Here is a 20,467-nt window from a genome sequence, read left to right as displayed (position 1 = left end):
GGTTGTTAAAAGGGGGCCCCTCCTCTACCGGATGCGTTAAGAAGGGGCCCCGCCTTTCACGCGTGGCGGCGTGACTGGACGATGCGGAAGCGGTTCGCGACGTACGCGCCGTCGGTAAGCGCGGAGTTCGCCGCCGCGTTCGCGCCCGAGCCGTGGAAGTCGGAGAACGCCGCCGACTGGTTGACGAACACGCCACCGGTCAGGTTGCACGACAGGTGCACCCCGGCGTCGACCGCCGCCGCCTCGGCGGCGTCCAGCACCGCCTCGTCGGTGGAGTAGACGGCGGCGGTCAGCGCGCCCTTCTCCCCCACCGTCTCGCGCAGCACCCGCAGGCTGTGCTCGGTCGAGTCGGTGGCGATGGCGAACGAGATCGGCCCGAACCACTCCCGCGCGTAGGTCGCGGTGTCACCGGCGTCCAGCTTGACGAGTGTCGGGGTCCGCACCACGGCGCCCGGGAAGGACGGGTGCTCGACGGTGCGGGACTCCAGCACCGGCTCGCCGACCTTGGTCACCTCGTCGAGGCGCTCCAGCACGCCGTCGTTGACGATCGCGCCGGTCAGCTCCACGCCCCGGGCCGGGTCGGCGGTCAGCTTGGCGACCGCGCCGGCGATCCCGGCGGCCACCTCGTCGAAACTCTTGTGCCCCTGGTCGGTCTCGATGCCGTCGCGCGGGATCAGCAGGTTCTGCGAGGTGGTGCACATCTGGCCGCTGTAGAGCGTCAGCGTGAAGCCCAGGTTGCGGCAGAGCCCGGCGAAGTCGTCGGTGGAGTCGATCACCACCGTGTTCAGGCCGGCCTTCTCGGTGTAGACGGCGGCCTGCCGGGCGTTGGACTCCAGCCAGTCGCCGTACTCGGTGGAGCCGGTGAAGTCGACGATCTTCACGGCCGGGTGCAGGGCCAGCGTCGAGGCGAGCTTCTCGCCGGCCGCCTCCGGGGCGAGCTGCACCAGGTTCGGGTCGAAGCCGGCCTCGGCGAGCACCTGGCGGGCGTACTTCACGGTGATCGCCAGCGGCAGCACCGCGCGCGGGTGCGGCTTCACCACCACCGGGTTTCCGGTGACGAGCGAGGCGAACAACCCGGGGTACGAGTTCCAGGTCGGGAACGTGTTGCAGCCGATGACCAGCGCCACCCCGCGCGGCACCACGTGGAACGTCTTGGTCATCCGCAGCGGGTCACCCTTGCCGGCGGCCTTCTCCCAGCCGGCCGTCCCCGGGTGGCGGCTCATCTCGGCGTACGCGTAGGCGACCGCCTCCAGCGCCCGGTCCAGCGCGTGCGCGCCACCGGCCTGGAACGCCATCACGAACGCCTGGCCGCTGGTGAACTGCACCGCGTTGGCCAGCTCGAAGATGTTCCGGTGGAGGCGGTCGAGGATCTCCAGGCACACCCCGGCGCGGGCCTTCGGGCCGGCGTCACGCCAGGCCGGCAGCGCGGCGGTGGCGGCGTCCACGAGCTGGTCGGCGCCGGCGTGCGGGTAGCGCACGTCGAGCGCCACGCCGAACGGGCTGGCCTCGGTGGCGACGGTGGTGCCGTCACCGGCCTGGTCGAGCGGGAAGTCGCCGCCCAGGTACGCCTCGAAGGCGGCCCTGCCGTCGGCGGCGGCGGTCTCGCCGTACACCCGGGGGCTGGGCGACTCGGGATAGGCCGACCAGTACCCGCGCTCCGTGATCGCGGTCAGCGCCCGGTCGAGGGTCTCGGCGTGCCTGTCGTACAGGGGGTGCGGGGTCTCCGTCATGCCCGCCATCATGCAACAGGAAGGCACCAGATCAGTAGGGGCGTGTCACAACTCAGATCGTCAACTGCCAGTCGACCGAGCCGGCGGTCGGGCGGAAGCCGAGCTGTTCGTTGATCGCGATCATCGGGGCGTTGGCGGCGGCGTTCCAGGTGTCGACGGTTCGCAGCGCCGGTTCGTGCGCCAGCGCGTACCCCAGGTTGGCGGCCTTGCAGAGCAGGCCGAGCCGGTGGCCACGGTGGCCCGGGTCGACGATGGTGATCTGCTGCCAGGCGTGGTCGGTGCTGCTCGCGGCAAGGCTGAGCTGGCTCCAGCCGACCAGCCGGCCGGACGCCTCGTGCATCGCGCCGGTGTTGTAGCGGCGCACGCCCCGGGCGTCGAGCGCCCGTTCCACGCTCCGCTTCCGCCGCGCGTCCATCTTCTGCTGCTCCCACGCCAGCTCCCCCATGGGCGCGTCGAGCAGCAGCCGGCCCTCCAGGTGGGCGACGTCCGCGAGGTGCTCGTCGGGCACCCGGTCGCGCCAGCGCACGATCCGGTAGCCGGTGGCCGCCGCGCGGGCGTCGGCGTGCAGCGCGGCCAGCCGGGTCCGGTCCAGCGCGGCCACGTCGAGCCGGCGGCGCACGTCGGCGTTGGCCGCCGTCGCGCCCATCGCGGCGGCGAACGCGGCGCCCGGGAACTCCCGGTCCTCCTCGCCGGGCAGCGCGGCGACGGTGGAACCGACAAGCCGCTTGCCGCCGTGGTCCCGGAGCAGCCGCAGGCCGTGCTCGTGCAGCGCCCGCCCGATCCCGCGCCGCCGGTGGACCGGGTCCACCACCAGCTCGACGCTCGCGTTCTCAGTATTCTCCAGCGTGTGCAGGTGCAGCCGGAGCCAACCGACCGGCTCCCCGTCGAGGCGGGCGACGACCCACCGCCCCTCGACGCCGGGCATCGGGTGCCGCAGCAGCGCCTCGAACCGCCGCCGGCAGGTCGGGGGCAGGTCCGGTTCGTCGACGGCGCGGGCCGCGCAGTCGATCCGGTACGCCGCGTCGAGCGTCGGCAGGTCGGCGGGATCGAGCGGCGCGACGGTCAGGCCCATGACGGTGATCCTGGGCCGGGAACGGCGACAGGGCCAGCGGATTTCCGCTGGCCCTGCGCGAGGTTGGTCGGGAGGGACGTCCGCACAACGCCTCCGGCGTTGGGTCGCAAAACTTAGAAAAGTCTCCGGCGGATGCCCTCCCGCACCGAGCATCTTGCGCCGTCCGGTTCCTGCCGTCAAGTCCTTGGCGGCGCTTTTCTGCCACTCACCGCAGTCCCTCGCTCACCCGTTGGTCACCCCGACCCCCGGTCAGGAGAGGAGGCCGGCGTCGCGGGCGGCGCGGAGGTTGGGCTTGATGCGATGGGTGGGGCCGGCGGCAGCAGCCACCGCGTCGAGCGTCTTCAGGCCCTCGCCGGTGTTGAAGACCACCGTCTCCGCCGCCGGGTCCAGGCGGCCCGACTCCACCAACTTGCGCAGCACGGCCACCGTCACGCCGCCCGCCGTCTCGGCGAACACGCCCGTGGTACGCGCCAGCAGCCGGATGCCGGCGCGGATCTCGTCGTCGTCGGCGTACTCCATCCAGCCGCCGGTGCGGCGGACCGCCTCCAGCGCGTAGACGCCGGCGGCCGGGTCGCCGATGTTCAGCGACTTGGCGATGCCGGTCGGCTTGACCGGGACGATGGTGTCGCGCTCGTCGTGCAGCGCGGTGGCGATCGGGTTGCACCCGGCGGACTGGGCGCCGAACACCTTCCAGCCGTCGGCCGGCGCCTCCACCAGCCCGATCTCGACCAGCTCGGTGAACGCCTTGTCGATCTTGGTGAGCAGTTCGCCGCTGGCCATCGGGATGACCACCTGGGCCGGGATCCGCCAGCCCAACTGCTCGGCCACCTCGTAGCCGAGCGTCTTGGAGCCCTCGGCGTAGAAGGGCCGGACGTTGACGTTGACGAACGCGGTGTCCTCGAACTCGTCGGTCTCCACCAGCTCGCCGCAGAGCCGGTTCACGTCGTCGTACGAGCCGTCGATGGCGACCAGGTCGCCGCCGTAGACCGCGGTGGTGACGACCTTGCCCTGCTCCAGGTCGCTCGGGATGAAGACCACCGACGGCACGCCGGCGCGCGCGGCGTGCGCGGCGACCGAGTTGGCCAGGTTGCCGGTGGAGGCGCAGGCGTAGCGGGTGAACCCGAGCGCCCGGGCGGCGGTCAGCGCCACCGACACCACCCGGTCCTTGAACGAGTGGGTGGGGTTGGCGCTGTCGTCCTTGACCCAGAGCGGGCCGGTGAGGCCCAGCTCGGCGGCGAGATTGCCGGCGGTGACAAGCGGAGTCAGCCCCGGGTTGAGGGTGACCCGGGTGGCCGGGTCCTGACCGGCCGGGAGCAGGGCGGCGTAACGCCAGATGCTGTTCGGGCCGGCCTCGATCTGCTCCCGGGTGACGGTGGCCAGCGCGGCGGTGTCGTAGTCAACCTCCAGCGGGCCGAAACACTCGTAGCAGGCGTGCTGGGCGGCCAGCGGATAGCGCGCCGAACAGGCGCGACAGACCAGGGCGCGGGCCGGGCTGCGGGTGGTGTCGATGCCGGAGACGGCGGGAAGCGTCGACGTCATGTCGAGAAGTTCCTCTCATCTTTCCCCGCATCGCCGGGTGCGGCGGGGACGGAATTGGCACCTGCCCGCAGGGCGCTCGGCGTCGAGCGTGCGGGTGGTTGCCGGGGCGTCGTCGGGCCGTATCCCTCAGCCCCTCTGGATGAGGTATGCAGTTGTGCCGCCGAGTCTATGCGCCGCCCACGTCGTCGCCACCCCGGGATCCCACGCAGTGGGCCGGCGCAACGGCCGATCACGGCGGTCGGCGCGGACCTCGCCGCCCCCGGGACGGTGGCATGATCACCGGATGCGCAACGCGGCAGCCGGGACCGGCCTCCTCGCGGCACTGACGCTGCTGGCGGCGTGCACCCGGGCGCCGGCCCCGGACCCCAATCCGCAGCCGAGCCGGCACGACGCGACGCCGACCAGCCCGGCGACCTGCCCCCCGGACGGCGTCCGGATCACCGAGACCGGGGTGAGCGCCGCGATGGGGTTGCGGGCCATGGGCCTGGACCTGGTCAACTGCGGCAACCAGCCGTACGAGCTGCGCGGCTACCCGGCGGTGCGTCTGCGGGACGCCGACGGGGACCCGATCGCGGTCCGCACCGTCCCGGGCGCCACCGGGATCACCTCCGGCTTCGACGCCCCGCCCACCCGGATGGTGCTGCGCCCCGGCGAACGGGCCGGTGCGGCGCTGCTCTGGCGCAACACGGTCACCGACCCGACAGTGGTGGCGACCGAGGGCCGGCAGCTCGACGTGGCACCGGTGACCGGCCGCTCGTCGCAGCCGGTCACGCTGGACGGGCCGATCGACCTCGGCAACACCGGCCGGCTCGGGGTGAGCGCCTGGAAGCGCCGCGACCCCGACCCCACCACGGCACCGACCGCGCCGGAAGCCCCGCCGTCCTCAGCCGTGCCGCCGGACAACCCGCTGTAGGCAGTTCGGGCTACGCGACGGGAAAGAGCCAGGCCAATATGGCGACGATCAGTCCCACCATTCCGATCCAGACGGACAATCGATCCAGCCGCACGCCCGGTCCACTGCGAAACTTTCGCGTTCGGTCAGCCGACGACCGTTTTGCTTTCGACATCACAATCCTTTCCGACGATGCTGCGTGATGGTGCCGGCATGGTGCGGAACGGAAAAGCAACGAGGTGTACACATGGGATGGTGAAGGCCACGAATCATCGTGCTAGCTTCGCGCGATGATCCGCTTCCTGAGGCCCGTGTCGGAGAGCACCACAGGTGTTCGTCAAGCACGGGAGATGTTGCCCGAGTTGCTGAGCTCCGTCGCGTCGGGAAACCGAATGATCCACGTGACCAGACGCGGAGAACGCGTGGCGGCCATCGTCAGTCCCGATGTCGCGCAGAAGCTCCTCATGGTCGTCGGCGAGGGCGGGCCGGCCATCCCCGGCGACCTGGCCGGGGCCATCACGCTGATCGAGATGCTTCTGGAGGAGGACGAGCAACGCCGGCCCGACGTCAGCTCACTGCGCGCGGAGCGGCACGAGCTGACCGGAGCGTTCATCACGCTTGTCGACATCATGTTGCCCCACGCCATCCTTGACGGAGGCAGGTTGCGCGTGACGGATGACAACGGAGAAGTGGTCGAGACCAAGCTCGTCGCGAACATTCTGGTGAGGAGGCTCTACGGCAACCCGGACATCCAGGATTTCCCCCTGGACTGCTTGCCCGTCGTCGCGGGCAGCATCTGGGCCGCCCAGAACGGGACTGCCATCGGACACCGGCTGCAGATCCCGATCGAGGTGTCGCCGGTGGAGACGGTGGTATGGGCGTTCGCCGCGTACGAACTCTGTCGGATCATCAATCTTATCCATGGGAGCGGCACGGCGGAAGCGCTGATGTACGCGGTGGAGGAGTCCTCTCACGTCGACCTGAAGGGCACGGGAACCGATCCAGGTGACTGGGGATTCTGGTCCCCGCGGCAGAGGTGGGTGTTCGGTGACGGGCCCAGGCCCGGGGATTAGCCGAAGATCCCGGCCCCGGGACCGCCCTCGGAGGGCGGTCCCGTACCGGGATCTCGGGCTCAGGCAGGGACGGACGCGCGGGGAGCCGACGGGGCCCCGGCGGGGGCGGCGGGGCGGCGGCGGGCCAGCAGGGCGTCGAGCGCCCAGGGGCCGGGCCCGAGCACCGCGACCAGCAGGAACGACCAGCAGAAGATGGCGGCCAGCTCACCGCCGTTGCCGATCGGCAGCAGGCCGTGCGGCTGGTGCACCACGAAGTACGCGTACGCCATCGAGCCGGAGGCGAGCAGCGCGGCCGGCCGGGTGAACAGGCCGACGAGCACCAGAGCGCCGCAGACGAGCTGGCCGCCAAAGAGATTGAATTTAATCAATTCCTTGCTGGCGGGACAACTGCGTGGGAACGCTCCCATGATATGGGCGCGAGGCGTGAGCGGGGGCCCCGCCTTTCACGCTCAGCTGGTGATGTCCTTGCGCGTGAAGCGCCAGAAGGCGAGCGACCAGAACAGCGTGGCGTAGACGACCGCCGAGATCGCGCCCTTGACCACGTCGTCGGTCTGTATCGGCGACGACAGCAGGCCCAGCCAGGCGCTGCTGTAGTGCGTCGGCAGCAGGTTGCGCAGCCCGCCCAGCGCGGTGATCTGGTCGAGGATGCTGGACAGGATCCAGAGCAGCACCGCACCGCCGACCGCGCCGAGCGCGGCGTCAGTGGTCACCGACAGCAGGAACGCCAACCCGGCCACCACCAGCAGCACCACCGCCAGATAGCCCAGCACCCCGAGCAGCCGGAGCAGCCCGTCGACCGGGGCCAGCTCGGCGGAGACCTGGCTGCTCAGCGGCTTCCAGCCGTAGCGCAGCGTGCCGGCGACCAGCGCGGTGCCGGCCAGCAGCAGCAACGCCAGACCGGAGTACGCGAGCGCGACCACCAGCTTCACCGCCAGCAGCCGGGCCCGGGGCGCCGGCACGGCCAGCAGGTAGCGCAGGCTCCCCCAGCTCGCCTCGCTCGCCACCGTGTCACCGCAGAACAGCGCCACCACCACGACCAGCAGGAACGACGCCGACACCAGGATCGAGAACAGGGTGAAGTTGAGGCCGCCCGAGGTGGCCAGGTCGGCCAGGCTGGCGAACTCGCCCCGCCCGCCGCCGTCGTCGTCCCTCGAGTCGAACTGGAACGCCACCAGGATGATCAACGGCAGCAGCACCATGAACCCCAGCGCCAACTGGGTACGCCGGCGCGACGCCTGCCGCCGGAACTCCGCGCCGAACGGCAGGGTGGCCGACGGCCGGTAGCCGGCCGCCGCCCCTCCCGACGCGCTCGACGACGCCACCGAAGAGTCCGCCATCACCGGTCACCGCTTCCCCGAGAGTTCTCGCCGACCAGGGCGAGGAACGCGTCCTCCAGGCGGCGCCGGGGCACCACCCGGTCCACTCCGATGCCGGCCCGGACCAGTTCGGCCACCACCTCGCTGCGGGCGGTGCCGTTGGTGTCGACCACCAGCGCCCCGTCCTCGGCGGGCAGCACCCGCACGCCGTCGAGCCGGTCCAGCACCGACCGCGCCGCGTCCGGGTCGCTCACCTCGAACAGCACGCTCGGCGACTCGCCGACGATCTCCTCGACCGGGCCGGACGCCACGATCCGCCCCTTGTTCACCACCACCGCGTGGGTGCAGGTCTGCTCCACCTCGGCAAGCAGGTGGCTGGAGACCAGCACCGCCCGGCCGTCGGTGGCGTAGCGCTGGAGCACCCGGCGCATCTCGGCGATCTGCGGCGGGTCGAGCCCGTCCGTCGGCTCGTCGAGCACCAGCAGTTGGGGCAGGCCGAGCATGGCCTGGGCGATGGCCAGCCGCTGCCGCATGCCGTGGCTGTACTTCTTGGTCCGCCGGTGCACCGAGTCGCCCAGGCCGGCGATCTCCAGCGCCTCGTCGAAGTGGGCGTCCTCCCACGGCCGGCCGGTGGCCCGCCAGTACGCCTTCAGGTTGTCCAGCCCGGAGAGGTGCGGCAGGAAACCGGGCCCCTCGACAAGCGCGCCGATCCGGGAGAGCACCGGCGAGCCGGGCACCAGCCGGTGACCGAACACGTAGATCTCCCCGGCGGTGGGCTGGGTCAACCCCATCAGCACCCGCAGCGTGGTGGTCTTGCCGGCGCCGTTCGGCCCGAGCAGGCCCACCACCTGCCCGGGGTGCACCTCGAAGTCGACGTCGGAGACGGCGACGAAGCCGTCCGCGTACTCCTTGCGCAGGTTGCGCACGGCGAGCGGGACGCCCGCGTACTCCGGGTGCACGGAGCGGTCCTGGCGGCGGTGCCGGCGGCGGGTGAGCAGCACCACCACGACGAGCCCGACCACGATCGCGGCCAGCAGGCCGGCCAGGACCCAGCGCCAGATCGCGGCCGAGGTGGGGATCGGCGCGGCGTCCACGGTGGGCAGCACCAGCGGCCCGTCGCCGAGCGCCACGGTGTGCACCGCCGGCTCGGCGGGCGTGGCGTACGCCTGGTCCGAGGTCGCCACCACGAGCCGCAACCGGTGCCCGGCCTCCACCCGCCGGACGATCGCCGGCAGCGTGACGGTCACCGGTGCCGCGGCGTCGAGGCTGGCCGGCAGGCCGGTCAGTCGCACCGGCGCGACCAGGCCGTCGGGCAGCGTGGCCGCGCCCTGCGGATCGACGTCGTAGAGCTTGACGAAGAGCACCGCCTCGCCGGTCGCCGAGGCGGCCCGGATCCGCACGGTCGGCGCCCCCACCACGTCGACCGGGTCGTCCAGCGGCGCCGACTCGAAGCGGGCGTGCTGGCCGGGGATGTCACCGGCCACGCCGTCCAGCAGCGAACCGAGCGCGCCGGCGAACGGGATCGCCGAGATCGCCGCCGGGTTGCCGTTCGGTGGCACCGCGACCGGCTGGGCCGGGCCGGTCAGCGCCACGTCGCGGCGCTGCTGTCCGGTCACGCCCGGGTAGTCGTCGGTGCGGTAGCCGGTGGCCACCAGGCCGCGGTCGAGCGCGTCGAACCCGGCGATCCGGGAGAACGTGAAGGTGTCGCCCGGCGCCGCCCCCTCGCCCTTGACGTAGTGGTCGAGCCACTGCGCGGTCAGGAACTTCACCCGGTCGGAGTCGGACGTCGGCCCGGCCCCGCCGTCGTGGCCGCCGGTGAACCAGGCGACCCGCACGGGGGTGCCGGCGGCGGCGATGCCGCGCGCGTTGGCGTCCGCCTCGGTGAGCGGGAAGAGCGTGTCCGCCTCGCCCTGCACCAGCAGGGTGGGCGCCTTGATCCGGTCGAGCACGCCGGCCGGTGACGAGCGGCGGAGCAGCTCGACAGCGGCGGCGGCGGCCCGACCGGTGGTGGCGATGCGCAGGTACGCGGCACAGACGTCGGCGGCGAACCGGCCGCAGGACGGGTCGGCGGCGCCACCGGGCGCCCGGCCGGAGCCGCTGCCCGGGCCGGCGCCCGGCTGCGGGCTGGCCGGGCCGGCCGAGGCGGGTGCGCCCTCGGGCGCGGCGGCGGTGGCGCCGGACAGGCCGGCCGGGCCGGAGCCGGCGTTGCCGCCGCCGCCGAAGAAGATCCCGGCCCATCCCTTCTTGAACACGCCCTCGGTTGGCGGCTTGCCGGTGCTCTCCGGCAGGAACGCGCGGGACAGGTCGTTCCAGGTGATCATCGGGACGATCGCGTCGACCCGGGGGTCCTGCGCGGCCAGCAGCAGGGCCAGGCCGCCGCCGTACGAGCCGCCGACCACACCGACGCGCGGGTCGCCGGCCGAGTCGAGGCGGATGTCCGGGCGGGCGGCGAGCCGGTCCAGCAGGCGCTGCGCGTCCCGCACCTCGTAGTCGGGGCTGTCCAGGTGGATCTGGCCGCCGCTGCGGCCGAAGCCGCGCGCGGTCCAGGTGAGCACCGCGTAGCCGCGGGCGACCAGGTCCTCCGCGTCGGCGCGTACCGACTCCTTGGTGCCGCCGAAGCCGTGTGCCAGCAGGACCGCCGGCACCCGGTCCGTCTCGGACGCGCCGGCCGGCAGGTAGAGCGTGGTGTCCAGGTCGACCGGCTCGTCGCCGCCCGGCCCGGAGCGGACGCTCACCAGCGCCGACTCGGTCCGGAAGTCCGGGGCCTGCGGTCGGACCGCCCAGAGCAGCGCGGCGGCGACCAGGACGACCACCACCGCGGCGGCGACGATCCGGCGCGGGCGGCCGGCGAGGGCGCGCCGGACCCGCGCGACGGGTGATCTCATGCGGCACACGGTACGGCGCGGCGGCTGAGCGTTCCCTGAGATCCGCCGTACGTCCGTCCGGTTGCGCCGTTCGGTGTGCGCCGCCCGTCGTCCGCAGAAGGTCCAGAGCATCCCAGCGACATGTATTCGGATCACGTGAATTCACATCTACAGCCGCAAATTACCGTCGATGCCGCGTCTCGACGGTGCAATCGGACGCTGAGTGTCCGCTTTCTCGACTATCGGTGACCCCGGACGAACTGACGTGAAGCCGACTCCACGACCACGGCTCCACCCGCGCCCCGTTCGACTAATTTTCCGGTCCGGTGCACGGGACTGCGGACGGCGACCCCCCGCGCACCGACCGCCCCGCCGTCGCCGGAGGAGACAGACCATGACCGTTCCCGCGCCGCGGGTCCGTCGGCGGCCCTCCGTACCGGGCCGCGTCCTGCCCCTGCTGCTGGCGCTGGCGCTGGTCGCCCCGCTCGGCCTGCTCTTCGCGCTGGCCGAGGGGAACACCTCGGACGACCACGACCTGGCCACCCGGGAACGACTCGGTGTCCGCTACCTGCGTGCCCTCGGGCCGGTCACCGACGCGCTGGTGATGGCCCAGTCCACCGCCGTGGCCGGGGCGCCGGTCTCCCGCACCGCGCTCGACGCCGCCATCGAACAGGTGGCACAGGTGGACGACGCGGTCGGCGACGAGCTGCGCAGCCACGACCGCTGGGCCGGGCTGCGGGCGAAGCTGGAAGGACTGCCGGACCGGGGGCTCGCCGACCCGGAGGCCGCCTACGTGGCGTACGGCGAGGCCAACGACCTGCTGCTCGCGCTCTACCGGAAGGTACGGGAGAGTTCCGGCCTGATCCGCGACCCGAAGCCCGACTCGTTCTTCCTTCAGGACGGCATCGGCGGGGACCTGCCCACCGCCACGGTGCTGGCCGCCCGCCTCGCCGACCTGGTCCGGCTCGCCCCCAACCGGCCCGCCGCGCAGCGCGCGAAGACCGGCCTCGAACTGGCCGAGCTGCGGGCCGCCGCGTTCGGGCCGGCCAACGACCTGGTCGCCGACCTGCGCGCCGCGGTGGACAGCTCGGAGAGCACCGACCTGGGCGCAAACGTGCTCACCCCGCTGGACGCCTACCAGCGCTCCCTCGAAGCGTTCACCGCCGCCGGTGGCGGCCAGGCCGCGCCGAACCCCAACCAGCTCGCCCCCGCCGGGCTCGCCGCCCAGGCCGCCGCCAAGCAGCTCCGCACCGTCATCCTCGACCAGCTCGACACGCTGCTGAAGGACCGACTGGACTCGTTCGACCGGGACCGGCTGCTGGCCCGGGTCGCGGCCGGGGTGGCGGTCGCGCTGCTCGTCGGGTTGGCCGTGACGCTGTTCCGGCGCCAGGCCGCCCGGACTCACCCGGCGACCGCTGACTCCGCGCTGCCCCCGGACCCGCCGGCCACCGCCCGCGTCGCCGACCGTCAACCCGTCGGAGTCGGTGCGGGCGCCGAGGCCGAGCGGTGGAGGCCGTTCGATGCTGCTCGCTAGGCTGCGCATCCGGGGCAAACTCGCCCTGCTGGTCATCATTCCGCTGCTCAGCATGGTCGGCTTGGCCGTGCCGGTGGTCATCGACCGGGTGGCCGCCGCGCAGCGGGCCGCCGACACCGCCGAGACCGTCCGCGTCGCCAGCCGGCTCGGCAGCCTGGTCCAGGACCTCCAGCAGGAACGCCTGCTCTCCGTCGGGCTGCTGCTCGGTCGGGTGACCCGCACCGAGCTGATCCAGAAGTCCGCCACCGTCGACGACCGGATCGCCGACCTGCGGGCGGAGCCGCTGCCCGCACCGGTGCGCGAGGCCCTCGACGGGGTACTCCGGCTGGCCGACGTCCGCACCGCGACGCTCGCCGGGCAGGCCACGCCACAACAGATCCTCACCACGTTCGCCACTGTCGACACCGCCCTGATCGACTCGCTGCGGCTGCCGTTCCAGGTGGACACGAAGACCTCGGCCGGTCGGCAGGTGCTGGCGCTGGACGCGCTGCTGCGGACCGACGAGGCGTTGAGCTCGTGCGCCACCCAGATCGTGCTGGTCCGGGCGACCGGCGACCAGCGGGTGGCCGGCTCGTACATCGCCTGCATCTCGGCGCTCAACGTGGACAACAGGCGGTTCCGCCGGCTGATCACGCCGGAGCAGCTCAAGCTGGCCCTGCTGGACGACGCGGCGGTGGCGGCCCGGACCAGCCCGACCTTTCTTCAGGACAGCGTCCGGGACCCGGTCGGCGCGACCGCCTCGATGCCACTGGACGCGCTCTTCCCCTCGGTCCGCTCGATGATCACGCTGGGCCAGTTCGTGGAGAAGAAGGTCGTCGCGGACGTGATCGAGGAGACCCGCTCCGAGGAGCGGAGCGCGCTCGTCGCGGCCTGGCTGGTCGCCGGCTCGGCGGCCGTGATCCTGTTCCTGGTCGTGCTGCTCAGCATGACGGTGGCCCGGACCGTGTCCCGGCCGCTGAGCCGGCTCACCCGTTCCGCCGAGCGCATCGCCCGGGTCACCGAGGCGGAGCTGACCCGGGTGGCCGACGACGAGACCGAGTCGGTGCCGCCGGTGCGCCTCGACCCGGTGGACGTCGGCGCCCGGGACGAGATCGGCGACCTGGCCCGCGCCTTCGACCGGGTGCAGCACACCGCCGGGCGGCTGGTCGAACGGCAGGTGGCCGGCCGGCGCAACGTGGCGCAGATGTTCGGTCACGTCGGCCGGCGTACGCAGAACCTGGTCGGCCGCCAGATCGCGCTCATCGACCGGCTGGAGCGGCAGGAGGCCGACCCGGGCCGGCTGGAGCACCTCTACCGGCTGGACCACATCTCCAGCCGGCTGCGCCGCAACGCCGGCAGCCTGGTGGTGCTCTCCGGCGCCACCGGCTCGGACGGGCACGTGGCACCGGTCCCGCTGGCCGACGTGGTCCGGCTCGCGCTCGGCGAGATCGAGGACTACACCCGGGTCGACGTGCAGGTCCCGCCCGGGGTCTCGGCCGCGCCGGCGATCGCCGGCGACCTGGTGCTGGCGTTGGCCGAGCTGATGGAGAACGCCACCTCGTTCTCGCCGCCGCACACCCGGGTGGTGGTGACCGGCGAGCTGGTCGACGGCGGCGCCCGGCTGAGCGTGGTGGACCACGGCATCGGCCTGACCGCGGAACGGCTCGCCGAGGAGAACTCCCGACTGACCCGGCGGGAGCGGCTCGACCTCGCCCCGACCGAGGTGCTGGGCCTGTTCGTGGTGGGCCGGCTGGCCCGCCGGCACGGCTGGAACGTCCGGCTGTCGGCGACGCTCGGCGGCGGCGTCACCGCCGCCGTGGAGATCCCGACCGGCTCGCTGGTGATCCGGCGGCCGGAACCGGTGGGGCCGCCCCTGGCGCGGGCCGCCGTGCCGGCGGTCGAGCGGCGACCGGAGCCGACGGAGCACGCGCCGGCCGCTCCGCCGGTCTCCGCCGAACCCACCGGCTTCGACGCCGAGTTGCTGAGCCGGGCCACCCGCAGCATCTCCAGCGGTGACTCGTGGAACGCCTTCGGCAACCAGGCCGACGAGGCGGACCCGGGTGACACCGGGGACGTCCCGGCCGCCGCGGCGGCGGTCGCCGACGCGCCCCCGGCCGAGGAGTTCCGCTTCCCGACCGGCGGCCCGCCGCCCGCCTGGCCGCCCGCGGCCGGCTCGTCCACCACGCCGCCCGCCGGCCCGTCGGCACGCCCCTCGGGCACCACCCCGCCGACACCGGTCGTCGGCCCGGCACCGGCCGCTCCCCCGGCCGCCGGGCCCGCCGCCCGGCCCCCCCGCCCCCCCCCGGCCCCCCCCCCCCCCCCCCCCCCCCCCCCCCCCCCCCCCCCCCCCCCCCCCCCCCCCCCCCCCCCCCCCCCGCCCGGCCCCCCCCGCCCCGCCGCCCGCCCCGGGGGCCCCCCCCTCGCCCGGCCCCGCCGTCGCCCCGCTGCCCACCCGGCCGACGCCCACCCGCCCGACGCCCGCCCACTCGGCGCCCGCCCACTCGGCGCCGCCCGCCGGCCCGGCCCACCCGGCGCCGCCCGCCGCCCCGGGCCGCACGTCGCCACCCGGCGGCCCGGGCCGGGCCGTGTCACCCGTCGGCCCGGCCCACCCGTCAACGCCCGCCGCGCCGGCCCGCCCGACACCCACCGGCCCGACGTCACCGGCCGGTCCGCCGCGGCCGACGCCGCCCGCCGGCTTTCCGCCGGCCGCCCGGCCGGCCTCCCCCGGCCCGGTCGGCGCACCCCCCGGACCGGCCGGGACCCGGCCAATCCGTAAGCGGGTGCCCGGCGCGAACCTGCCGGCCGGCCCCCCGTCCGCGCCGGCCGGACCGGTGATCGGGCCGCTGATCGGCGTCCCCGACGACCCGGCAACGGTCCGCGCGCTGGTGGAGGCGTTCCAGGACGGGGTACGCCGGGCCGAGGACGACGCCACCCCGGCCGAACCGACGCCGGAGCGGCCCCGGCTCAGCCGGCGGGTGCCCGGCGCGAACCTGTCCGTCTCCCCGGTGCCGCCCGCGCCTCCCACCAGCTCCGACCCCGGTGACCCCGTCGAGGTTCGCAACCTCATCACCGAGTTCGAGGCGGGCGTCGCCCGTGCGCTGCGCGAAGTCAGTCCCGACCGCCGCTACGAAGAGGATCCATCACGGTGACCAGCCCGTTCCTGCACGACAACGTCGAACAGAGCCCCACCGGCGACCTCAGCCCCGAGGCGCGCACCTTCAACTGGCTGCTCGACTCGTTCACCTCGAGCACCGCCGGGGTGATGGAGGCCATCGCGGTCTCCTCCGACGGGCTGCTGATGGCCATGTCCGCGATCAAGGACCGGTCCAACGCGGAACGGCTCGCCGCCGTGGTCTCCGGCATGACCAGCCTCGCCGGTGGCGCGGCGAGCTGGTACGCGCTGGGCGGGCTCAACCGGGTGATCGTCGACATGGCCGAGGGCTACCTGCTGATCAGCGCGATCAGCAGCGGCTCGGTCCTCGGCGTGGTCGCCGACCGCTCGGCCAACCTGGGCACCGTGGCGTACGAGATGACGCTCTTCGCCGGCCGCGCCGGCGGCGCGCTGAGCCCCCGCCTGATCGCCGAGCTGAAGAACGCCGTCCAGCAATGATCCCGGGGGCCGCCGGTGGGGACCCGGAGCCGGAACCCGGCGTCCGGATCCGCCCCTTCCTGCGCGCGTCCGCCCCGGCCCCGGCGACGGACGACGGTGACGGGGAGCCGTCCGGTCCACGCCCGTTCGTGCTCACCGCCGGACGGGTGGAGGGCGACCCGTCGATCGGCCTGGAGACCCAGGTGACCGCCCGTCCCGGCAGCGGCTCGTGGGCGGTGACCGCGCGGCTGGCTCCGGAACTGGCCACGATCGTCGCGATCTGCGCCGAGCCGGTGTCGGTCGCCGAGATCTCCGCCCGGACCCGGATGCAGTTCGGGGTGACCCGGGTGCTGGTCGGCGACCTGCGCGCCGCGGGCCACCTCGACGTGCACGTCGCGGACGTCGACGACGCCCTCGATCCCGACCTCATCCTGCGAGTGATTGATGGACTTCGTGCGATCTCCTGAATGGCGGGCGGCCGGCCAGGCCGGTCCGGCCGCCAACAGCGCCCCCGCCCGCTACGGCAACCCGGCCCCGCTGATCGGCCGGGCCACGCCGCCCCCGCCGGCCGGGCCACCGCTGCCGTACCGGCCGCCGAGCGGGCCGGGGGAACCCGCCCCGATCGTCAGCCGGGTGCCCGCGCCCCGCCCGCCGATCCCGGTGAAGATCCTGATCGCCGGCGGCTTCGGCGTCGGCAAGACCACCACGGTCGGCGCGATCTCCGAGATCGCGCCGCTGACCACCGAGGCGGAGATGACCACCGCCGGGATCGGCGTCGACGACCCCGGCGGGGTGGCCGGGAAGACCACCACCACGGTGGCGATGGATTTCGGCTGCGTCACCATCGACCGCAGCCTGAAGCTCTACCTCTTCGGCACGCCCGGCCAGGCCCGCTTCGGCTTCATGTGGGACGACCTGGCCCGGGGCGCGCTCGGCGCGCTGGTGGTGGTGGACAGCGCCCGGCTCGACGACTGCTATCCGGCGATCGACTTCTTCGAGCGGGCCGGGCTGCCGTTCGCCGTGGGCGTCAACGCCTTCGACGGGCGGCTGGCCCTGGACCTGCCGTCGATCCGGTGGGCGCTGGCGATCGCCGAGCACGTGCCGCTGGTGCAGTTCGACGCCCGGGACCGGCTCTCCGTACGGGACGCCCTGCTGGTCGTCCTCGATCGGGCGCTGGACCGGGCGACCCGGGCCCGGGAACGCTGAACCGCCCGTCGGTTCGGTCCGTGATCTGCGAAGGGGTGGACGCGATGCGAGGTGATCTGGACGAGACACTGGCCCGGCTGGCGCGGCGCGAGGAGGCGCAGCGCCGCCGGGTGCCGCTGCCCGGCGAACCGGCCGGGGAGGTCGGCCGGGAGGCGCCTGTCGACGGCCCGGACCGGGTCGAGCCGGCGGAGCGGCGGGCCGGGCACGGCGCGTACCGGCTGCGGGGCGGCGTGCCGCTGTCCGGTGGTGGGGCGCCGCCGCGCCGGGACCCGGTCGAGGAGGTCGCCGAGGCGGTGCGGCGGGTGGTCGCCGAGCACCCCGGGCTCGCCGTGACGCTGCGCGTGGAGCGGGGCGACCAGGGGTACCCGCTGCGGGTCGCCTGGGCGGGTCCGGCGGTGACGGTGGGGCCGGTGCCCGCGCCGACGCCGCCGCCGGCCTGGCCGATGTCGGTGAAGACGGTGGTCGCGCCCGGCGTCGACCCGGTGGAGGACGATCCGGCGGCCCGGCTCGCCGAGATGATCCGGAGCGACCCGTCGCTCCTGGAGGACCTGGGCCCGCGCTGACGCGGGCGAGGCGTGGACCCGGCGGCTACTGTCGGCGGGTGGCCGCACCCGACCTGACCCTGACCGCGCACCTGCGGCCGGCCGCGCTTGACGCCCGCCGCGGCGTCGTACGCCTGCACCCCGAGGTGCTCACCGCGTTGGGGCTGCGCCCCGGCGACCCGGTGCGGCTGAGCGGCCGGCGGGTCACCGCCGGGATCGCGGCGGCCGCCGACCCGGGCACGAGCAGCCTCCTGCTGCACGCCGACGACCTGTTGCTCGGCAACCTCGGCCTGCGCGCCGGCGGTCAGGTCACGGTGAGCCCGCTGCCGTGCGTCGCGGCGACCAGGGTCACGCTGAGCGGGCCGGTGGCGGTGACCGCCGCGGTTCCCCCGGAGATGCTGCGGCTGGCGCTGCTCGGCAAGGTGGTCACCGCCGGCGACGACGTCTCGTTGCTGCCGCAGGACGTGCTCCCGGACGCCGCCGTGCGCGGCCTGGTCGAGGCCGCGCGGCGCAGTCTCGCCAGTTCCGTCGGGTACGCCTGGACGAGCACCCTGCTCACCGTGGTGACGGCCGAGCCGGCGACCGGCGCGCTTGTCACCATGGACACGGTGGTGGGCTGGGAGCACGGCCCCGCGACCCACGGCTCCGGCCCGACGGGCGCGGCCGACGCCCGGCTGACCGGCACGACTCCCCCGGCCGACGGAGAGTCCCGGGCCGGGGCTCCGGAGGACGCGCCCGACGTGGACGAGCTGCCCGGGTTGCGCACCCAGGCCGAGGAGCTGACCGAGCTGCTGGATCTGGGCTTCCACCACCGGGAGGTGCTGGGCCGGCTGGGCACCACGGTCTCGCTCGGCGTGCTGGTCGAGGGTCCCGCCGGCTCGGGCAAGTCGTCGCTGGTGCGCGCGGTCGCCGCCCGGGTGGGCGCGCCGGTCCGCCCGCTCTGGGCGCCGGAGCTGGCCGCGCTGGCCGACGACGCGGCGGCCCGGCGGCTACGCGAGGCCGCCTCGGCGGTACGCGCCGGCGGCCCCGCCGTGCTGCTGGTCACCGACGTGGAGGCGCTCGCCCCGGCCGACGAGCCGGGCCCGCTGGCCACCGTGTTCCGGCAGACGATCGACGAGCTGCTCCGCGCCGGGGTGGCGGTGGTCTGCACCACCGGGCGACCGGAGGCGGTGGACCCGGCGTTCCGCGGCCCGGACCTGCTGGCGCTGCGGATCACCGTGCCGCTGCCCGACCCGGCGCTGCGCCGGGAGCAGTTGACCGTGCTCACCCGGCAGGTGCCGCTCGCCGGTGACGTGCGGCTGGACGAGGTGGCGGCGCGTACCCCCGGTTTCGTCGCCGCGGACCTGGCCGCGCTGGTGCGGGAGGCCGGGGTGCGGGCGGCGCTGCGGCAGAAGACGGCGGAGACCCCGACCGTCGCGATGGCCGACTTCACGGCCGCGCTGGAGGTGGTGCGGGCGACCACGATGGCGGCCTCCACGTTGGAGCTGGCCTCGGTGACGCTCGACGACGTCGGCGGCCTGCACGAGGTGAAGCAGACGCTCACCGAGTCGGTGCTGTGGCCGCTGACCTATCCGGACACGTTCGCCCGGCTGGGCGTGACGCCGCCGCGCGGCGTGCTGCTCTACGGGCCGCCCGGCTGCGGCAAGACCTATCTGGTCACCGCGCTGGCCGGCTCGGGCCGGGCGAACGTGCTGTCGGTGAAGGGCGCCGAGCTGCTCTCCAAGTGGGTGGGTGAGAGCGAACGCGCGGTCCGGGAGCTGTTCCGCCGGGCCCGTGAGGCGGCGCCCACGCTCGTCTTCCTGGACGAGGTGGACGCGCTGGCGCCGGTACGCGGCCAGGCCACCGACGGGGGCACCACCGACCGGGTGGTCGCCGCGCTGCTCACCGAACTGGACGGGGTGGAGGCGCTGCGCAACGTGGTGGTGGTCGGCGCGACGAACCGGCCGGAACTGGTCGACCCGGCGCTGCTGCGCCCCGGCCGGTTGGAGCGCCCGGTCTACGTGCCGCCGCCGGACGGGCCGGCCCGTACGGAGATCCTCCGCGCCGCGGCCCGGCACGTTCCGCTCGCGCCGGACGTCGACCTCGACGCGCTCGGCGCCGAGCTGGCGGGTTTCTCCGCCGCCGACTGCACGGCGCTGGTCCGGGAGGCGGCCCTGGCCGCGATGCGCGAGTCACTGGCCGCCGCGACGGTCACCGCCGCTCACGTCGAGTCGGCCCGCACCCGGGTCCGCCCCTCCCTGGACCCGACCCAACTGGCCCGCCTCGAGTCCTACGCCGACCGCGGGCGCTGAATCCGGCTCCTTGATCACGCGCGGGCGGCCCACCCGAGGAAGCGGTCGAAGAGGTCCTTCGGGCTCGGCACTCCGTCCGGATTGAGTTTCAGCAGGTCGGCAGTGGCGTCGAAGAGGCAGCCGGCCAGGTGGATCGACAGCGCGACGCGGTCACGCCGGTAGTCCATCAGCAGCAACAGGCGGGCCGGCGAGCACGGCCAGGGCGCCGCGCACACCCGGCAGAGCCAGAGCGGCCGCATCGGCACATGCGGCCGCACTGCCCGCCGGCCGGGATCGGGTACGGAGAAAGCACGCTGAACGGTCATCCCCCGATAGTGCTGACGTTGTTATCGATCGTCAACCCCGATCGGTGTTATCGGTCGTCAGACAATCGGTGATACCTACCGTCAAGACGTGGTCGAGTTCGTGGGTATCGCCGAGATCCGAGACATGCTCGGCGGCGTCTCGCGCGCCCGCGCGTCGGTGGTGGCCTCCCGACGCGACTTTCCGGCCCCGTACCAGGTGCTCAAGATGGGCCAGATCTGGCGGAAGACAGACGTCGAGAAGTGGGTCAAGGAGCACCGCCCCGACCTGTCGACCGACTGACCGCAGTTCGAGATCTTGGTACGAAACGGCCCCCAGGAGGGCTCTCCCATACCAAGATCTCCCCCACGGGAAACCAGGTCGATCATGAAGTTGGCGGCGATGTGGATCTCCGATCCGGCCGCCAACTTCATGATCGACGCCGCCTCGGCGCGGTCGGCGTGGGATGCTCCTATGGATGTCAAGCGGCGAGTTTAAGATCGTTTGAGGTGATGATCTGGTAGAGCTCGCGGGCGACGTAGCGTTTGAGGCATCGGA

Annotated in this window: 17 protein-coding genes, 1 pseudogene and 1 riboswitch; of the genes and pseudogenes, 11 read left to right on the top strand and 7 right to left on the bottom strand. The window is 74.0% G+C overall.

The window, feature by feature from the left end; translation table 11 throughout:
* Positions 1-56: 56 nt before the first annotated feature.
* The 3 genes from paaN to thrC all read right to left on the bottom strand — a co-directional run bounded on the left by paaN (position 57) and on the right by thrC (position 4,341).
* Positions 57-1,730, bottom strand: a complete 1,674-nt coding sequence (gene paaN, locus ACIA5A_RS00090; protein ID WP_396754873.1) for a phenylacetic acid degradation protein PaaN — start codon at positions 1,728-1,730, stop codon at positions 57-59.
* A 52-nt stretch (positions 1,731-1,782) separates the two neighbouring features.
* The gene (locus ACIA5A_RS00085) at positions 1,783-2,802 is read right to left on the bottom strand and encodes a GNAT family N-acetyltransferase (protein ID WP_396754871.1); all 1,020 of its coding nucleotides are present in this window, start codon (positions 2,800-2,802) and stop codon (positions 1,783-1,785) included.
* A 249-nt stretch (positions 2,803-3,051) separates the two neighbouring features.
* Positions 3,052-4,341 carry a threonine synthase gene (gene thrC / locus ACIA5A_RS00080; protein ID WP_396754869.1) on the bottom strand — a complete coding sequence of 430 codons (1,290 nt, stop codon included), beginning with the start codon at positions 4,339-4,341 and terminating at the stop codon, positions 3,052-3,054.
* 12 nt (positions 4,342-4,353) lie between these two features.
* A riboswitch (SAM riboswitch) is annotated at positions 4,354-4,487 on the bottom strand.
* A 137-nt stretch (positions 4,488-4,624) separates the two neighbouring features.
* On the opposite strand from thrC, the gene ACIA5A_RS00075 reads away from it, so the two are divergent.
* A complete protein-coding gene (locus ACIA5A_RS00075) occupies positions 4,625-5,254 on the top strand; it encodes a DUF4232 domain-containing protein (protein ID WP_396754867.1) in 630 nt (209 codons plus the stop codon).
* A gap of 269 nt (positions 5,255-5,523) precedes the next feature.
* Complete coding sequence (locus ACIA5A_RS00070; RefSeq protein ID WP_396754866.1) at positions 5,524-6,306, top strand: hypothetical protein; 783 nt, start codon at positions 5,524-5,526, stop codon at positions 6,304-6,306.
* A gap of 59 nt (positions 6,307-6,365) precedes the next feature.
* Here the strand turns inward: ACIA5A_RS00070 and ACIA5A_RS00065 are convergent.
* The 3 genes and pseudogenes from ACIA5A_RS00065 to ACIA5A_RS00055 all read right to left on the bottom strand — a co-directional run.
* Positions 6,366-6,647, bottom strand: a pseudogene (locus tag ACIA5A_RS00065) (DoxX family protein); the annotation flags it as partial.
* 108 nt (positions 6,648-6,755) lie between these two features.
* Positions 6,756-7,643, bottom strand: coding sequence for an ABC transporter permease (locus ACIA5A_RS00060; RefSeq protein ID WP_396754864.1), 888 nt, complete (start codon positions 7,641-7,643; stop codon positions 6,756-6,758).
* Positions 7,643-10,507: an alpha/beta fold hydrolase gene (locus ACIA5A_RS00055; protein WP_396754862.1), complete on the bottom strand. Its 2,865-nt coding sequence runs from the start codon at positions 10,505-10,507 to the stop codon at positions 7,643-7,645. The genes ACIA5A_RS00060 and ACIA5A_RS00055 overlap by 1 nt, the downstream gene beginning before the upstream one ends.
* 373 nt (positions 10,508-10,880) lie before the next feature.
* On the opposite strand from ACIA5A_RS00055, the gene ACIA5A_RS00050 reads away from it, so the two are divergent.
* Genes ACIA5A_RS00050 through ACIA5A_RS00015 form a run of 8 tightly spaced genes read left to right on the top strand, consistent with a single transcriptional unit; the run spans position 10,881 to position 19,627 of the window.
* Positions 10,881-12,020 (top strand): hypothetical protein, encoded by a 1,140-nt coding sequence (locus tag ACIA5A_RS00050; RefSeq protein WP_396754860.1) that lies wholly within the window; start codon positions 10,881-10,883, stop codon positions 12,018-12,020.
* Positions 12,007-14,775 carry a nitrate- and nitrite sensing domain-containing protein gene (locus ACIA5A_RS00045; protein ID WP_396754858.1) on the top strand — a complete coding sequence of 923 codons (2,769 nt, stop codon included), beginning with the start codon at positions 12,007-12,009 and terminating at the stop codon, positions 14,773-14,775. Before ACIA5A_RS00050 ends, ACIA5A_RS00045 begins: the two co-directional genes overlap by 14 nt.
* A 4-nt stretch (positions 14,776-14,779) precedes the next feature.
* On the top strand, positions 14,780-15,148 hold the full coding sequence (locus ACIA5A_RS00040) for a hypothetical protein (RefSeq protein ID WP_396754856.1): 369 nt from the start codon (positions 14,780-14,782) through the stop codon (positions 15,146-15,148).
* Positions 15,145-15,609, top strand: coding sequence for a roadblock/LC7 domain-containing protein (locus ACIA5A_RS00035; RefSeq protein WP_396754854.1), 465 nt, complete (start codon positions 15,145-15,147; stop codon positions 15,607-15,609). Before ACIA5A_RS00040 ends, ACIA5A_RS00035 begins: the two co-directional genes overlap by 4 nt.
* Complete coding sequence (locus ACIA5A_RS00030; protein ID WP_396754852.1) at positions 15,606-16,055, top strand: DUF742 domain-containing protein; 450 nt, start codon at positions 15,606-15,608, stop codon at positions 16,053-16,055. The genes ACIA5A_RS00035 and ACIA5A_RS00030 overlap by 4 nt, the downstream gene beginning before the upstream one ends.
* Positions 16,033-16,794 (top strand): ATP/GTP-binding protein, encoded by a 762-nt coding sequence (locus ACIA5A_RS00025; RefSeq protein WP_181570624.1) that lies wholly within the window; start codon positions 16,033-16,035, stop codon positions 16,792-16,794. Before ACIA5A_RS00030 ends, ACIA5A_RS00025 begins: the two co-directional genes overlap by 23 nt.
* A gap of 44 nt (positions 16,795-16,838) precedes the next feature.
* On the top strand, positions 16,839-17,357 hold the full coding sequence (locus ACIA5A_RS00020; RefSeq protein ID WP_396754850.1) for a hypothetical protein: 519 nt from the start codon (positions 16,839-16,841) through the stop codon (positions 17,355-17,357).
* A 38-nt stretch (positions 17,358-17,395) separates the two neighbouring features.
* A complete protein-coding gene (locus tag ACIA5A_RS00015) occupies positions 17,396-19,627 on the top strand; it encodes an AAA family ATPase (RefSeq protein WP_396754848.1) in 2,232 nt (743 codons plus the stop codon).
* Between the two features lie 14 nt (positions 19,628-19,641).
* On the opposite strand, the gene ACIA5A_RS00010 is transcribed toward ACIA5A_RS00015, so the two are convergent.
* Entirely contained in the window at positions 19,642-19,932 is a 291-nt protein-coding gene (locus ACIA5A_RS00010; protein WP_396754846.1) for a hypothetical protein, read from the bottom strand.
* A gap of 88 nt (positions 19,933-20,020) precedes the next feature.
* Between ACIA5A_RS00010 and ACIA5A_RS00005 the strand changes: the two genes are divergently transcribed.
* The gene (locus ACIA5A_RS00005) at positions 20,021-20,212 is read left to right on the top strand and encodes a hypothetical protein (protein ID WP_396754845.1); all 192 of its coding nucleotides are present in this window, start codon (positions 20,021-20,023) and stop codon (positions 20,210-20,212) included.
* The last annotated feature ends 255 nt before the right edge of the window (positions 20,213-20,467 follow it).

Source organism: Micromonospora sp. NPDC051300 (genome assembly GCF_044455315.1).
GTDB lineage: Bacteria > Actinomycetota > Actinomycetes > Mycobacteriales > Micromonosporaceae > Micromonospora > Micromonospora robiginosa.
The sequence above is the reverse complement of the archived record's forward strand: the minus strand, read 5'-3'. Positions and strand labels throughout refer to the sequence as shown.

Coding starts and splice junctions, on each gene's coding strand:
- ACIA5A_RS00045 (WP_396754858.1), top strand. CDS start 12,007: ATGCTGCTCGCTAGGCTGCGCATCCGGGGCAAACTCGCCCTGCTGGTC.
- ACIA5A_RS00010 (WP_396754846.1), bottom strand. CDS start 19,932: ATGACCGTTCAGCGTGCTTTCTCCGTACCCGATCCCGGCCGGCGGGCA.
- ACIA5A_RS00055 (WP_396754862.1), bottom strand. CDS start 10,507: ATGAGATCACCCGTCGCGCGGGTCCGGCGCGCCCTCGCCGGCCGCCCG.
- thrC (WP_396754869.1), bottom strand. CDS start 4,341: ATGACGTCGACGCTTCCCGCCGTCTCCGGCATCGACACCACCCGCAGC.
- ACIA5A_RS00050 (WP_396754860.1), top strand. CDS start 10,881: ATGACCGTTCCCGCGCCGCGGGTCCGTCGGCGGCCCTCCGTACCGGGC.
- ACIA5A_RS00085 (WP_396754871.1), bottom strand. CDS start 2,802: ATGGGCCTGACCGTCGCGCCGCTCGATCCCGCCGACCTGCCGACGCTC.
- ACIA5A_RS00075 (WP_396754867.1), top strand. CDS start 4,625: ATGCGCAACGCGGCAGCCGGGACCGGCCTCCTCGCGGCACTGACGCTG.
- ACIA5A_RS00070 (WP_396754866.1), top strand. CDS start 5,524: ATGATCCGCTTCCTGAGGCCCGTGTCGGAGAGCACCACAGGTGTTCGT.
- ACIA5A_RS00025 (WP_181570624.1), top strand. CDS start 16,033: ATGGACTTCGTGCGATCTCCTGAATGGCGGGCGGCCGGCCAGGCCGGT.
- ACIA5A_RS00030 (WP_396754852.1), top strand. CDS start 15,606: ATGATCCCGGGGGCCGCCGGTGGGGACCCGGAGCCGGAACCCGGCGTC.
- ACIA5A_RS00020 (WP_396754850.1), top strand. CDS start 16,839: ATGCGAGGTGATCTGGACGAGACACTGGCCCGGCTGGCGCGGCGCGAG.
- ACIA5A_RS00060 (WP_396754864.1), bottom strand. CDS start 7,643: ATGGCGGACTCTTCGGTGGCGTCGTCGAGCGCGTCGGGAGGGGCGGCG.
- paaN (WP_396754873.1), bottom strand. CDS start 1,730: ATGACGGAGACCCCGCACCCCCTGTACGACAGGCACGCCGAGACCCTC.